The sequence below is a fragment of the Dietzia sp. 111N12-1 genome, from assembly GCF_001658045.1.
Lineage (GTDB): Bacteria > Actinomycetota > Actinomycetes > Mycobacteriales > Mycobacteriaceae > Dietzia > Dietzia kunjamensis.
The window spans coordinates 47525-60628 of record NZ_LSSV01000032.1 but is presented as its reverse complement, the minus strand read 5'-3'; the positions used below and the strand labels follow the sequence as shown (position 1 = coordinate 60628).

Genomic DNA, 13104 nt, shown 5'->3' with positions numbered 1-13104 from the left:
TGGGTTCACCCGGCGGGTGGTCGAGCTCACGCGTCGGGCGCGTGGGCGGTACAAGAGTCTCCGACATATCGCTCCCCTGTCGTTCGTTCATCCGAAACTAGGCCGGAAGCCTCGGAACCGCATTGATCTAGGTCAACTCGGTGTGAGGAAATGCACACGTGGGCGCCCCACAGGGCCACACTGGTGACATGACCGCGCACGGGGACGATTCCGGAGTCACCGGGTCCGCGCTGTTCGCGGGCTCGGTCCTGTTCGCCTCGCTGCCACCCCGGTGCGGGGCCGCCCTGGCCGCCTCGTCGCGGACGAGTACGGCGAGGCCAGGCGCGGTGGTGCAGGTGACCGGGGAACCGGTGGGCCGCCTGGTGGTGATCACGGCCGGGGCCCTCCATGTCGTCAGGGAGGACCGGTCCGGGCACCAGCGTCACGTCCGGGTCCTCGGCCCCGGGAGCCATCTCGGCCTGGTGGAGTTCGCACTGGGCTGCCCTGCCCGTCACACCGTCGTCGCCGCGGAGGCCACCACGCTGACCAGCGTCTCGCACGGAGCGCTCCGGTCAGCGGCCGCCGCGTGCCCGGTGCTCAACGACTCGATCACCCGCGAACTGGCGTGGAAGGTGGTCGAGAGCGAACAGCACCTGGCGTCGATCACCTCGGAGGACGTGCTCACGCGACTGTCCGCCTACCTCGTGTCGTTACCCGGGTCGCCCCGCCAGGACGGGCGGATCCGGGTGCGACTGCCACTGTCCCAGTCCGACCTGGCCACGCATCTGGGGACGACCCCCGAGACGCTGAGCCGTCGACTACACGACCTCATCGCCTCGGGGGCCGTCGAGAGGGTCGCGCGGCGGGAGTTCGACCTCGACCACCGCCGACTCACCGGCGCCTGAGCACCCTCACCAGATGCTGACGCGCTCCTCGGGGGCGAGCCACAGTCCGTCGCCCTCGGTCACGTCGAAGGCGGCGTGGAAATCGTCGAGGTTGCGGACCACCTGGTTGCAGCGGAACTCCGGCGGGGAGTGCGGGTCCACGGCGAGCCGGCGGGCGGCCTCCTCGGCGCGGGTCTTGGTCCGCCACACGATCGCCCACGAGATGATGAGCCGCTGGATGCCGGTCATCCCGTCGATCTCCGGGCCCACCTCGGTGCCCTCGGCGGGTTCGCCGTCGGTGCTCTGCTCGTTCGAACCCTGCTCGTTCGAACCCTGTGCCAGCCGGTAGGCCAGCAGCGCGATGGTGAGACCGCCCAGGTCGCCGATGTTCTCCCCCACCGTGAAGGCCCCGTTGACGTGGTCCTTCGTGGCGTCCAGGCCGTCGGGGGTGAGGCCTTCGTACTGGGCGATCAGCGCCTCCACGCGGGTTCCGAACGCCTCGCGATCGTCGTCGGTCCACCAGTCGACCAGGTTGCCGTCGCCGTCGTACTTCGCTCCCTGGTCGTCGAACCCGTGACCGATCTCGTGCCCGATCACGGCACCGATCGCCCCGTAGTTGGCGGCGTCGTCGGCGTCGGCGTCGAAGAACGGCGGCTGCAGGATGGCGGCCGGGAAGACGATCTCGTTCATCACCGGGTTGTAGTAGGCGTTGACCGTCTGCGGCGTCATGTGCCACTCACCGCGGTCGACCGGGCCGCCGAGCTTGCCCAGCTCGTAGTGGTGCTCGAACTCGGCGGAGCGGCGCACGTTGCCGAGCAGGTCGTCGGCGCGGACCTCGAGCGCCGAGTAGTCGCGCCACTTGTCGGGGTAGCCGATCTTGGGCACGAACGCCTCGAGCTTGGCCAGCGCCCGCTCGCGGGTGGCCGGGGTCATCCACGGCAGACGGCTGATGGAGTAGCGGTAGGCCTCGGTGAGGTTCTCCACCAGCTCGACCATGCGCGCCTTGTGGCCGGGCGGGAAGTGCCGGGCCACGTACTCCTTGCCGACCTCCTCGCCGAGGGCGGCCTCGACCGCACCGACACCACGCTTCCAGCGGGCCTTGTTCTCCTCGGTGCCGGACATGACGGTGCCGTAGAAGCGGAAGTTCTCGTCCACCAGGTCCGAGGTCAGGAACGGCGCGCGCGCGGAGACCGTCCGCCAGCGCAGCCACTGCTTCCAGGTCTCCAGCGGCTCGGAGGCCCACAGGTCGGCCACGGCGGTGAGGAAGTCGGGCTGCATCGCGACGAGCCGGCCGAACGTCTCCTCGGTGCCGCCGAGCTCGCGGGCCCACTCATGCCAGGGGAAGCCGGGGGCCTGCTGCGGCAACTCGTCCCAGGTGACGGGGTTGTAGGTCTTGTCCGCGTCGCGACGGGCCACCACGTCCCAGTGGGCGGCGGCGATGCGGGTCTCCAGCGCGACGATCCGCTCGGCGGTCCGGCGGGCCCCGGTCTCCCCGTCCACGTCGTCGACCAGCCCGGCGAGGTCGAGCATCCGGGCGATGTGGTCGGTGTACTGCTCGCGCATCTCGGCGTACTGGTCCTCACGATAGAAGGACTCGTCCGGCAGCCCGATGCCGTACTGCACCAGGTAGAGGATGTACTCGCTCGAGTTCTTGGCGTCGTTGTTGACGTAGGCGCCGATCAGGCCGCCGACGCCCACCTTCTCCAGGCGCGCCATGGCCAGCGCGAGCGAGTCGGCGTCGGTCGCACCGTCGATCTCGGCCAGATCGGGCGCGAGCGCGGCCACGCCGGCGGCCTCGACGGCGCCGGTGTCCATGAAGGAGGCGTAGAAGGCGCCGATCTGCGAGTCGACCGGGGCGTCGGTGATGATGTCGCGCACCCGCTCCTCGGACAGGTCGCGCAGGGCGAGGAACGCACCGTCGATCGGCCGGTCGGCGGGGATCACGTGCTCACGGATCCAGGTGCCGTTGACGTGCTGGTAGAGGTCGTCCTGGGGCCGGACGTCCAGATCGACGTACTGCAGGTCGAGGCCCGAGGGACGGGGCGCGTCGGTGGTGGGGATCTCGGTCGCTGTCATGTGACCAGGTTACGTAAGTGGTCGCGGGGTGGGCGGTCGGCACGACGTCGGAGGTCGCCACCTCCGTGACGACGACGAGGCGGGCCGACGGGATGCGCCGAACCGGTGAGGCGGGCCGGTGGTCGTGGATGCCGCGCGCGGCTGCCGGACGCGGGTCAGGGCAGGCCGTGGCGGGCATTGTGATCCTTGGCGCCCTGATAGGCGTCGACCATCCCCCAGATCCAGAACCCGAACATGATGGGCAGTCCGATGAGGATGACCGAGAGCAGAGCACCCACGAGGTAGCCGGCGAGGATGCCCACACCCCTACCGGCCCGGCCGACCAGCATCGTCCCCAGGCCGGGCACGAGGAGGGACGCCACCAGCATCAGCGCCGGGTCCTTGCGGGCCGCCGGCGGGAACTGACCGTAGGACTGCATCCCGTACGGCTGCTGCGCCCCGTAGGCGTACTCGGCGCCGTAGAAGGGCTGCGCGCCGTACTGACCCGGGTCGAACTGACCGCCGCCCTGCGGGCTCCCGTACGGCGGGGTTCCGTACTGCGGGCTCCCGTACTGCTGACCACCGTCGTGACCGGGCCACTGCTCGTTCGCCCGACCGCCGAACGGGTCGTCGGGCCGGTCGGAGGCGTTGCCGTCAGCGGGAGTACTCATGGATCCACACTATCGCGGCACCACGACAGGTCGTCCGCGATGAAGACCGCTCACACCGCCACCACAAGCGGCCCCGGCTGCACGTCCTCACTGGCCTACGCTGCCCGATTGCACACTCATCGAGGGGTTGGGCTGCGTGAATGGACCATCGCGGGCGCGTAGCCGGGAGGTCCTCCCGGGCCGCCCCTTAATTGCGGGCCGTCATCCCGCGCCGCGCCCAGATGTCCGCGCACTCCACGCACGCGTCCTCCGAGACGATGCCGACCCGCTGGAGCTGCCCGTACACCCAGCAGCCCAGGCAGAAGCCGAGCGCGGCCTCGGCGAGCGCGGCGGCGACCAGCACACCGAGCACGACGTTGCCCGCCACCGCGAACCCGGCGAGGAACAGTCCGAATGCAATCGAGGACATCACCAGGCCGATCGTCTGGGCGAATCGCTTGGGCGCGCCGGCGACCATCTTGGGCTCGTCGCTGACCCGCGGCGCGAGCACGTGAACCGACAGGCGACCGAACGGCGAGTACCGCGGGCCGCCGGCAACCCGGAGCACGAAACCCACCACCAGCGCTCCCGCCAGCCATGTCCGGGCGGGCTCGGGAGCGAGGAGGGTGATCACCGCGAGCGTCACCACGAGGGCGGCGGTGCACCGCGCGGCGTAGTCGTTGACGATCTCGGGGAAGACGAACGCTTCTCGCAGACTCACAGTTCTCGCTCCTCACGCACTCCGATAGACCGATCGGTCTACCTCGCGGACCAGAGTACGCCCGCGCCCCGCGGAATCCCAGATGCCGCTAGTGTCGGCCCATGATCCCCGGTAGAGCAGCGGCCGGCACCGTCGTCGCGGCGGCCGCGTCCCTCGCGCTGGCGGTGTCCGGGTGCGGCCAGGTCAGCGTCGGAGACCAGACCCCCGGGACCGCGGACCCCGCCGTCCCGGCCACGGCCACCTCGACCATCGCGACGGCCACCTCATCCCCGGGAGCCGCGGCCCCCACCGCGACGACGCCGCCCCCGACGCCCGGTCCGGAGGCCACCCCGGGCTGCGGGACACTGACCGAACCCGTCCATCGCCTCGTCCACGGCGCCGGCACCGATCGCGAGGCCGTCTCCGCCGAGGTCCGCCGCCTTTCCGACGGGGTCACCGACAACGCACTGTCCGCGGTGGCGAGTCGACTGTCGGGCATCGCAGTGCAGCCGACCGTCTCCCCGGCAGCGCTCGAGGCCCAGTGGGACCAGTTCCGGCGACTCTGCGACCTCCCCTGAACGCGCCCCCCCTCTACGCTGACGGACGTGCCCCCACCGCTGCGTCGCCGCTCGAACTCACCTCGTCCACCCGCCGCCCCCGTCATCCCGAGACGGGAGCAGCTCGAGCCGCCGCGCACCGAACTCGAGACGGACGGCCTGTGGGACGGGGTCCTGGCCGCCGCCGAACACGCGCCCGACCCGGAGGAGGGCGCGGCGCAGATCGGCGGGATGGAGATCCGGGAATCCGCACTCGAGAACCTCCGGTTGAGCGGCGCCCGCGCGGACGGCCTGAGGCTGACCGATGTCGTGATCAGCGGCTGCGACCTGTCGGGACTGGTGGCCGACGGCGCCTCGCTCACCCGCGTGAGGTTCGCGGGCTGCCGACTGACCGGGATCGTGCTGTCCGACGCACGACTGACCGACGTGACATTCGAGGACTGCCACGCGGACATGATCAACCTACGGATGGCCCGACTGCAGCGGGTCCGCCTCGCCTCGACACGGTGCCGGCAGGCCGACCTGCTCGAGGCGCGCATCGCCGATCTGACCACCGAGGGCACCGACCTGCGTGGGGCCGCGTTCGACCGGGCCACCCTCTCGGCCGTGGACCTGCGCGGCGCCGACCTGGAGGACCTACGCGGGGCGTCGGCACTGCGGGGCGCCCTCATCTCGCCCGACCAGGTGCTGGGCGTGGGCCTGGCGCTGATCGGCGAGGCGGGGATCCGGGTCGACTGACCGGTCACCCACATCCGACCGCCCCGACCTCAGGGCGCAGCGCGTCGAGTCGCTCGAGGAGAGCTCAGATCAGGTGCGAGGCGGACTCGCGCCACTGGTTCACCGCGCGGTTGATGATCGCCTGGAGCTGCAGGATCTGGTCACGATCGGTGAGCGTGATGCCCTCCGCCCCGGTCTGCAGCCGCAACTCCGGAACCCCCCGCCCCGCCCCGTGCTCGTCCAGCATCACGGTCTCGGCGACCGACACCTCCAGGAAGGGGTCGTCGCCCGGGCCATCGACCTCGGTCACGAGGTCCTGGCGGTAACGCGGGGTGGTCAGGTCGATCGCATTGTTCATTGAGGGGCACTCCCGACTGGTCGGTGGGATTGCCTTAATCGTAGGTGAGGAAAGCAGGTCATCGAACGCGTGGGGCAGCGTGTTACAGGTTGTGATCAACCCGTGATCTTGGCCACTCTCCGGTCGCTCTCCGGCCACCCTCCGGCGCCTCACCGCGACCGCTGCCCGGGCCGGAACTGGACAGATGTGAGAAATGTTGCGTGAGTTGCTTGTGTGACTGAAGGGGTTGCAACATACTCAGCCCATGACATCTGCCGGACCGTCGGCCCGACGCGCCCCCCTTCCCCGCCTTCTCGTCGCCGTGGCCTCTGCAGCAGCCCTTTCTCTCGGCCTCCTCGTCGTCGTCATCTCCCCGCGCGCCGACGCCGGCGTCCCCCTGGCGCCCGCCTACCACGGCCTCGCGCAGGGGGTCGACGCCGCGAGCTGGCAGCATCCGCACGGTGCCGGCGTCGACTGGCACGCGGCCGCCGCGTCCGGTCAGTCCTTCGCCTTCATCAAGGCCACCGAGGGCACCGGACCCGCCAACCGCTACTACGAGTCCGACGTCGCGGATGCGCGCGCCGCCGGCATGCTCGTCGGCAGCTATCACATGGCGCGCCCCGCCATGGACCCCGCGCAGCAGGCCCACGCGTTCGCCGACCGACTGCAGTCCGTCGGCGGCCCGCAGCTCCCGCCGGTGCTCGATCTGGAGAAGGACGAGGGCCTCGACCCCGCCGAGCTGGCCGACTGGACGCAGGTCTTCCTCGACACTCTCGCCCACCGCACCGGCCGCGCGCCGATCCTCTACACCTACCGCTACTTCTGGATCGATCGGATGGCCAACACCCACCGCTTCGCCGAGTTCCCGCTGTGGCTCGCCGAGTACGGGGTCTCCGAGCCCACGCTGCCCGTGATCGGCGGCTGGAACGAATGGCTGTTCTGGCAGCGCTCCGAGACCGGTGAGGTGCCCGGCTTCACCGATGCAGTGGACCTCAACGTCTTCGCCGGCACCCGCGACGACCTCCACGCCTGGCTCGGCCACGTCGAGCCCGCCCCGGCCCCGGCCCCGGCCCCCGCACCCGCGCCCGAAGCCACACTGGAACCCGCACAGGCGCCGTCTCCCGCACCCGCCCCCGAGCTCGTGGCGGATCGTGAAATCGTCGAGGCGCCCGCCGGGATCCCGCCGGAGGTGCCCGTCCCCGTCGAGCCGTTCACGATCCCCGTCCCGCGCGACCTGCCGACCCCGGACGGGGTGCGGCTGCCGGAGACCATCGAGGTCCCCCGCGAGGTCGTGGCCCAGTTGCCGCCCGGAACGCGCTGACCCGGAACGCGCCGGCCTCCGGCGATGTCAGCGCGGTGCGGGTTCGCGGCGCCGCACCACGGCGGCGCGGATCGCACGCCATCCGATGAGGAGGACGGCGGTGACGACGCCCGCCACCACCATGAAGCTCCAGTGCGGCACACGCCCGTCGCCGAGACCGCGGATCACCATGCCCACCACCAGCGTGGCCAGCCACAGCAGTACGCCCGACCCGACGGCGGCGGGCGCGCGGCGGGTCGCCAGCAGGATCAGCCACCCCACTGCCAGCCCGATGAGGAACGGCCACGCCGTGCCCCAGACCTGCGTCACGCCGAGCCCCTCGGAGTGCGCGCCCCGGCCGAAGGTGGAGAACACCACCACCAGCGCCGCGTCGAGCGCGATCATCACCGGCACCGCCACTCGACTCACCGTCTCTTCCCCTCCCGTCGCTCGCTCGCGCTGACCGAGCAGGACGCGTCGCCGGCCTCGTCCACGACCCCGTCCTCACGGACGCGCAGCAGCGGGATGGGACCCGAGTCGTGATGCACGTGGGGGCGCCACGGTGTGCCCTTGAGCGGCCACATCGCCGAAATCCCGGCCGGCGGGGCCGCCGCGACGGTCTGCTTCGACGCGGCGGGATACGCCGACGCGGGGGACGGAGAGGGGGACGACGACGAGGTCTTCTCCCCCGGGTCGTCGGCGTCGTCCGGGTCGGCGTCGGGGTCGAGGTCCACGGCACCCCGGTAGAAGAGGAAGAAGACCACCCATCCGGCCAGGGCGACCAGCACGAAGCTGACGATGCGGTAGACGAACACCGTCGCGAACGCCTGATGCGCACCGAGCCCGCCCGCGGTCAGGGTCGTGATGAGCGCGAACTCCACGGTCCCCAGCCCGCCGGGCGTGATGGGCGCGCTGGCCACGATCTTGCCGGTCACGTAAGCGATGCACAGGCCGCCGATGCTGTGCTGGGCACCGACCGCGTTGGCCGCCGCCCACAGGCAGCCGATGTCGGCGACCCAGTTGAGGAGGGAGAACGCGAAGGCCTTGGACAACTGCGTCTTGGTCAGTTCGACGGCCTCGGCCTGCTCGACGACCTTGCGCACCGCGGCGGCACCGTGGTCGGCGGGTTTGCGACGCCGCGCGTTGATCCACTCGAGGAGGGCCAGGAGCGCCCCCTCGATCCTGTCGGGGTTCCGGGCGGCCCACTGGACCACCACCACGATCCCCACCAGGCCCATGGCAGAAAGCGCCAGCAGGAACGGGTTGGACACCGTCCCCACCAGGAAGAAGCCGAGCAGCGCCAGCAGGACGATGCCGACGGTCGACAGCACGCCGGAGATGACGAGTTGCCACGAGGCGACGACGCGGGTGGCTCCCCACTGCCGGGTCTTGCGGTACGTCAGGGTGGTGCCGAAGACCTGGCCGCCCGGGATGCTCGTGGAGAACGCGTTGGCGGAGAAGACCAGGCCGACGCTGCCCCAGTAGCCCACCCTGACACCGGCGGACTGCAGCAGCAGCTTCTGTACCGAGCCGTAACTCGACATCGACAGGTAGGAGAACACCAGCGCGGCCGCGACCCAACCCCAGTGCGGGCGGGTGACGGCCGCGAATCCCTCGGCGAAGAACGGCATCTGGCCACGGAGCCAGTAGAGGATGAAGCCCAGGACAGTCAGGGTCGCGATGGCCTTGAACCACGGATTGCCCAGGACCACCCGGATGCGACGCCGCGCCTCGGCGCCCCGCGTGCCCATCATCGATCCACCATATCCAAAGGATCCGACCCGGCCCAGGACCCACACCGCCGGGCCCTGGCGAGCGTCACGCGTCGCGCCCCTGCTGACGTTCCCGCATCAGACGGGCGATCAGGTCGGAGGCGGGGATCTTCCCGTCCTCGGTGATGTCGGGTTCCTCGCCGTACTCGGGGTCACGGACCGGCTCGAACTCCGCCTCCGGCTCGAGCTCCGGCTCGAACTCCGCCTCCGGCTCGAGCTCCGGCTCGGCCCCGGGCTCGCGGTCGAGCACGGCCACGGCGGTGGCGGGTCCGGCGACCTCTGTCCGTCCGACGCCCTCTGCCCGTCCGGCGCCCTCGGAATCCGCGGAGTCCGCAGCGTTCGCGGAGTCCGCGGCGGGGACCGGCTCGGCGGCACCGGTGGTGGCGGATCGGCCGGTGAGCAGCTCGGGCTCGTCGTCGATCTCCGCCTCGCCGAGGCCGATCCTTTCCTGGACGCGCTTCATCCACCCGGGCGCCCACCAGTTGTCGGTGCCGAGCATCTGCATGACCGCCGGCACGAGCAGCATGCGGATTACGGTGGCGTCGATGATGAGCGCGGCGATCATGCCGAACGCGATGTACTTCATCATCACGATCTCGGAGAACGCGAACGCGCCGGTCACCACGATGAGGATGAGCGCGGCCGAGGTGATGATCCGGCCGGTGTTGGCCACACCGCTGCGGATGGCCTCCGTGGTGCGGGCGCCGCGCGAGCGTGCTTCGACCATCCGCGAGACCAGGAACACCTCGTAGTCCGTGGACAGCCCGTAGATGATCGCCATGAGCAGCACCACGACCGGCGAGGTGAGCGGGCCGGCGGTGAATCCGAGCAACCCGGACAGGTGCCCGTCGACGAAGATCCAGGTGAGGATGCCGAGAGTGGCGCCGAGCCCGAGCAGGTTCATGATCGCGGCCTTGATCGGCAGCACCAGCGACCCGAACGCCAGGAACATCAGGAGCGTGGTCGCCAGTAGGACGTACAGCACGAACCACGGCAGACCGTCGACCAGGGCCTCGACCGAATCGCGCTCCATGGCCGGGTTGCCGCCGACGTACACCTCGGTGTCCGCGGGGATCGGGAAGGACTGCAGGTACTCGACGGTCTCGGCGGCGTCGTTCCGGTCGATCACGCCGGTCTGCAACACCACCACGTCGCGCCCCTGCGCGTCCTGCTCGCCCGAGCGGGCGAACTGGAACGGACCGGTCAGACCCGGCGCCTCGTTGGCCGCCGAGCGGATCTGCGACAGGGTCGCCCCGTCGGAGCCGATCACCACGAGCTTGACCGGGTCGGTGCGGGTGCCGGGGAAGTTCTCGTCGTACTGCTCCTGCGCGACGCGGGTGGTGTTGTCCGGCGGGAGGTAGGTCTCGTTGATGCCGCCGAACTTCACGCCGGAGAACGGGATGATGAGCGCGACCAGCACCACGACGACGGGGATGGCCACAGCCACCGGGCGCTTCATGGAGAAGTCGGCGACGCGACCGAACAGGCCGTTCTCCACCTGCTCGCGCGAGCGGTGACGCTGCAGTCGCTTGATGCCGAGCATGTCGATGCGGTGGCCGAGCAGCATCAGCACGGCCGGCAGGAGCGTCACCGACAGTGCGGCGGCGAGGATGACGGCGGCGATCGCGCCGTAGGCGACGGACTTGAGGAAGGCCTGCGGGAAGATGAGCAGCCCGGACAGGGTCACGCCCACCATGACCGCCGAGAACACCACGGTCCGTCCGGCGGTGGCGACCGCCCGGCGCACCGCCGCGTCCGGTGGGTAGCCCTCGGCCATCTCCTCCCGGAACCGGCTCACCACGAACAGGCCGTAGTCGATCGCCAGGCCGAGGCCGATCAGGGTCACCACGTTCTGGGCGAAGGAGTTCACCGGGGTGACCAGCGACAGCAGGTGCAGCGCCCCGAGCGAACCGAGGATCGTGAGCACGCCCACCGCGACCGGCATGAACGCGGCCACGACACCACCGAACACCACGATCAGCAGCAGGAACACCAGCGGCAGCGCGATGAGCTCGGCGCGGACCAGGTCGGCGTCCATCCCGTCCTGCAGCGCACCGGCGACCGCCTGCACACCCGCGACGTCGGTCTGGATGCCGTCGATGGCGATCCCGTCCTCGATCACCCGAAAGTTCTCGAGGATCTCCTCTTCCTCGCCGGCGATCTGGATGGAGGCCACGACGATGCCCTCGTCCCTGTTGACCAGGGCCGGGGACTGGTTGAACACGAAGCTGGTGACGCCGGTGACCTCGTCGGGGTGCTCGGTGCGGATCGACTCGAGCGAGGCGCGGATCGGGTCCTGGAAGGCGGGATCGTCGACCGAGGTGCCCTCGGGTGCGTGGTACGACACCACGACGTCGCCGAGCGCGTCGCGCCCGTACGCCTCCTGCTCGAGCTGTTCGGCGGTCGCCCACCCGCTCTCGGGATCCTCGAAGCCGCCCTGGCCGAAGGGGTTGCCGAACGCGGTGCCGGCGAGGCTGATGAAGGCCATGACCAGGACCGAGCACACCAGGACCAGCACGCGGCGATGGGCGACGAACCGCCCGAGTGAGTTGAACACCGCAGGACTCCTAGCGCGAGGTGAGCAGGGCCGTGAGCGGCCGCAGCGGCTGCAGCCAGGCACCCTCGTCGGGCAGGTTCTCGAGGCTGACCCGGGGCAGCGGCTCGCGGAACACACCGGGGATGTCCTCGAGGTCGAGGAACGTGATGGTGTCGTGCTGGACGGCCCAGGTGGCGTGCTCGCGGAACCCGATCACCGTGACCGGGATGTCGTGGGCGAGGTCCTCCAGCGGTTCGCGGAACGCCTGCCCGTCGGCCGAGGCCACCACCACACCCGCGAGGCGCCCGGAGGCGGCGCGCAGGTCGATGTGCTGCAGCATGTCGTCGTCGACGTCGGAGTCGTCGCTGGTCTTGGGCTTGGCGAACACGGCGAAGCCGACGTTGCGCAGAGCCTCGACCCACGGGCGGACGTTGTCCGAGGTGCCCTGGACGATGTTGGTGAAGACCGTCGCCTCGGCTTCGAGGGTGTCCTCGGTCTGCAGGGACAGGTCGGCGGTGTACCCGAGCAGCCAGCGGCCGAGCGCGTCGAAGCGCGGCCGGTAGATCGCGGTGGGACGGCCGCCCAGGATGGACCCCAGCCCCATGTCGACGTTGGGCGCGTCCCACACCAGGAGCACCACTCCCGGGGCGTCGGGCGTGACCACGTCCGTCGTGTCGTGGTTGCGCATCTCGTCAGGTGGGGTCATCGCGTCCGCCTCGGTCGTCGTGGTTCGGGGGCTGTGGAGAAGGGGCGTCAGTTCGTACGACGCCAGAGGAATTCGTTGATCACTCGTTCCTCCTGCAGCCCCTTGCCCTCGAACTTCGTCACGGGTCTGTCAAGACTGAACGGTACGTGCCCGAGGTCGGTCGCGGGGTCCAGCCGTCTCAGCGCGGGCTCGGCGTCGCCGGTCTCGCCGATCCACTCGGCGTAGTCGACGTGGTCGGTGGCCACGTGCAACACGCCGCCGGGGGCCAGGCGTGAGGCGATGAGCTCGAAGGTGCCGGACTGCAGCAGCCGCCGCTTGTGGTGGCGGGCCTTGGGCCAGGGGTCGGGGAAGAACACGCGGACACCGGTGAGGCTCGCCGGCGCGATCATGTTGGTGAGCACGTCCACGCCGTCGCCGCGGATCATCCGCACGTTCTCGAGCCCCTCGCGCAGGATCATGCCCAGCAGCTGGGCCAGTCCGGGCTGGTAGACCTCCACGGCGATCACGTCGACGTCCGGCTCGGCGGCGGCCATCGCGGCGGTCGAGGTCCCGGTCCCGGACCCGATCTCCACGATCAACGGTGCGCGGCGCCCGAACATCTGCTCGGGGTCCACGATCTCGTCGGAGACGTTGCGCCCGTAGGTGGGCCAGTGCTCCTCCCAGTTGCGCTGCTGGCCCGGCCGCAGGGTTCCGCGGCGGAACCGGTAGGCCGTCACCCGGGGGAACAGACGGGCACTGTCGTCGGGAGTGACACCGTCGTCCGGAGTGGCACCGTCGTCCGGAGTGGCACCGTCGTCCGGGGTCCCGTCAGCCGCCGGGGCGGGGTTCTCGCTCTGGTTCACCCGGCCATCATCCCGTAATCCGTGGTCGGGTTACGAATCCGACCGACGTCCCCGCCCGTGCCGAAGGGC

The 13104-nt window shown here is 70.6% G+C and carries 13 protein-coding genes; 4 read left to right on the top strand and 9 right to left on the bottom strand.

Annotation, left to right across the window (positions count from 1 at the left end):
• Nucleotides 1-188: 188 nt before the first annotated feature.
• A complete protein-coding gene (locus tag AYO52_RS08725) occupies nt 189-884 on the top strand; it encodes a Crp/Fnr family transcriptional regulator (RefSeq protein WP_067715997.1) in 696 nt (231 codons plus the stop codon).
• A gap of 6 nt (nt 885-890) precedes the next feature.
• Here AYO52_RS08725 and AYO52_RS08720 read toward each other — a convergent pair whose 3' ends face one another.
• From AYO52_RS08720 to AYO52_RS08710, 3 genes are all read right to left on the bottom strand, one after another.
• Nucleotides 891-2939, bottom strand: coding sequence for a M13 family metallopeptidase (locus tag AYO52_RS08720; RefSeq protein ID WP_067715994.1), 2049 nt, complete (start codon nt 2937-2939; stop codon nt 891-893).
• A 155-nt stretch (nt 2940-3094) separates the two neighbouring features.
• Nucleotides 3095-3589: a hypothetical protein gene (locus tag AYO52_RS19190; protein WP_082923894.1), complete on the bottom strand. Its 495-nt coding sequence runs from the start codon at nt 3587-3589 to the stop codon at nt 3095-3097.
• A gap of 187 nt (nt 3590-3776) precedes the next feature.
• Nucleotides 3777-4289, bottom strand: coding sequence for a DUF4395 domain-containing protein (locus tag AYO52_RS08710; RefSeq protein ID WP_067715991.1), 513 nt, complete (start codon nt 4287-4289; stop codon nt 3777-3779).
• A 101-nt stretch (nt 4290-4390) separates the two neighbouring features.
• Between AYO52_RS08710 and AYO52_RS08705 the strand changes: the two genes are divergently transcribed.
• Nucleotides 4391-4846, top strand: a complete 456-nt coding sequence (locus AYO52_RS08705; protein WP_067715989.1) for a hypothetical protein — start codon at nt 4391-4393, stop codon at nt 4844-4846.
• A gap of 27 nt (nt 4847-4873) precedes the next feature.
• Nucleotides 4874-5563, top strand: a complete 690-nt coding sequence (locus AYO52_RS08700; protein ID WP_067715986.1) for a pentapeptide repeat-containing protein — start codon at nt 4874-4876, stop codon at nt 5561-5563.
• A 64-nt stretch (nt 5564-5627) separates the two neighbouring features.
• Here the strand turns inward: AYO52_RS08700 and AYO52_RS08695 are convergent, their stop codons facing one another.
• Nucleotides 5628-5900: a hypothetical protein gene (locus AYO52_RS08695; protein WP_067715983.1), complete on the bottom strand. Its 273-nt coding sequence runs from the start codon at nt 5898-5900 to the stop codon at nt 5628-5630.
• 244 nt (nt 5901-6144) lie between these two features.
• On the opposite strand from AYO52_RS08695, the gene AYO52_RS08690 reads away from it, so the two are divergent.
• Nucleotides 6145-7200, top strand: coding sequence for a glycoside hydrolase family 25 protein (locus AYO52_RS08690; protein WP_067715980.1), 1056 nt, complete (start codon nt 6145-6147; stop codon nt 7198-7200).
• Nucleotides 7201-7227: 27 nt separating this feature from the next.
• Here AYO52_RS08690 and AYO52_RS08685 read toward each other — a convergent pair whose 3' ends face one another.
• From AYO52_RS08685 to trmB, 5 genes are all read right to left on the bottom strand, one after another.
• A complete protein-coding gene (locus AYO52_RS08685; protein WP_206473045.1) occupies nt 7228-7608 on the bottom strand; it encodes a DUF3054 domain-containing protein in 381 nt (126 codons plus the stop codon).
• Nucleotides 7605-8933, bottom strand: coding sequence for a TIGR00374 family protein (locus AYO52_RS08680; RefSeq protein ID WP_067715978.1), 1329 nt, complete (start codon nt 8931-8933; stop codon nt 7605-7607). The genes AYO52_RS08685 and AYO52_RS08680 overlap by 4 nt, the downstream gene beginning before the upstream one ends.
• A gap of 64 nt (nt 8934-8997) precedes the next feature.
• Entirely contained in the window at nt 8998-11508 is a 2511-nt protein-coding gene (locus AYO52_RS08675; RefSeq protein WP_067715975.1) for an MMPL family transporter, read from the bottom strand.
• Nucleotides 11509-11518: 10 nt separating this feature from the next.
• Nucleotides 11519-12193, bottom strand: coding sequence for an NYN domain-containing protein (locus tag AYO52_RS08670; RefSeq protein ID WP_156523571.1), 675 nt, complete (start codon nt 12191-12193; stop codon nt 11519-11521).
• A gap of 47 nt (nt 12194-12240) precedes the next feature.
• Nucleotides 12241-13035, bottom strand: coding sequence for a tRNA (guanosine(46)-N7)-methyltransferase TrmB (trmB, locus tag AYO52_RS08665; RefSeq protein WP_067715972.1), 795 nt, complete (start codon nt 13033-13035; stop codon nt 12241-12243).
• Between the last annotated feature and the right edge of the window lie 69 nt (nt 13036-13104).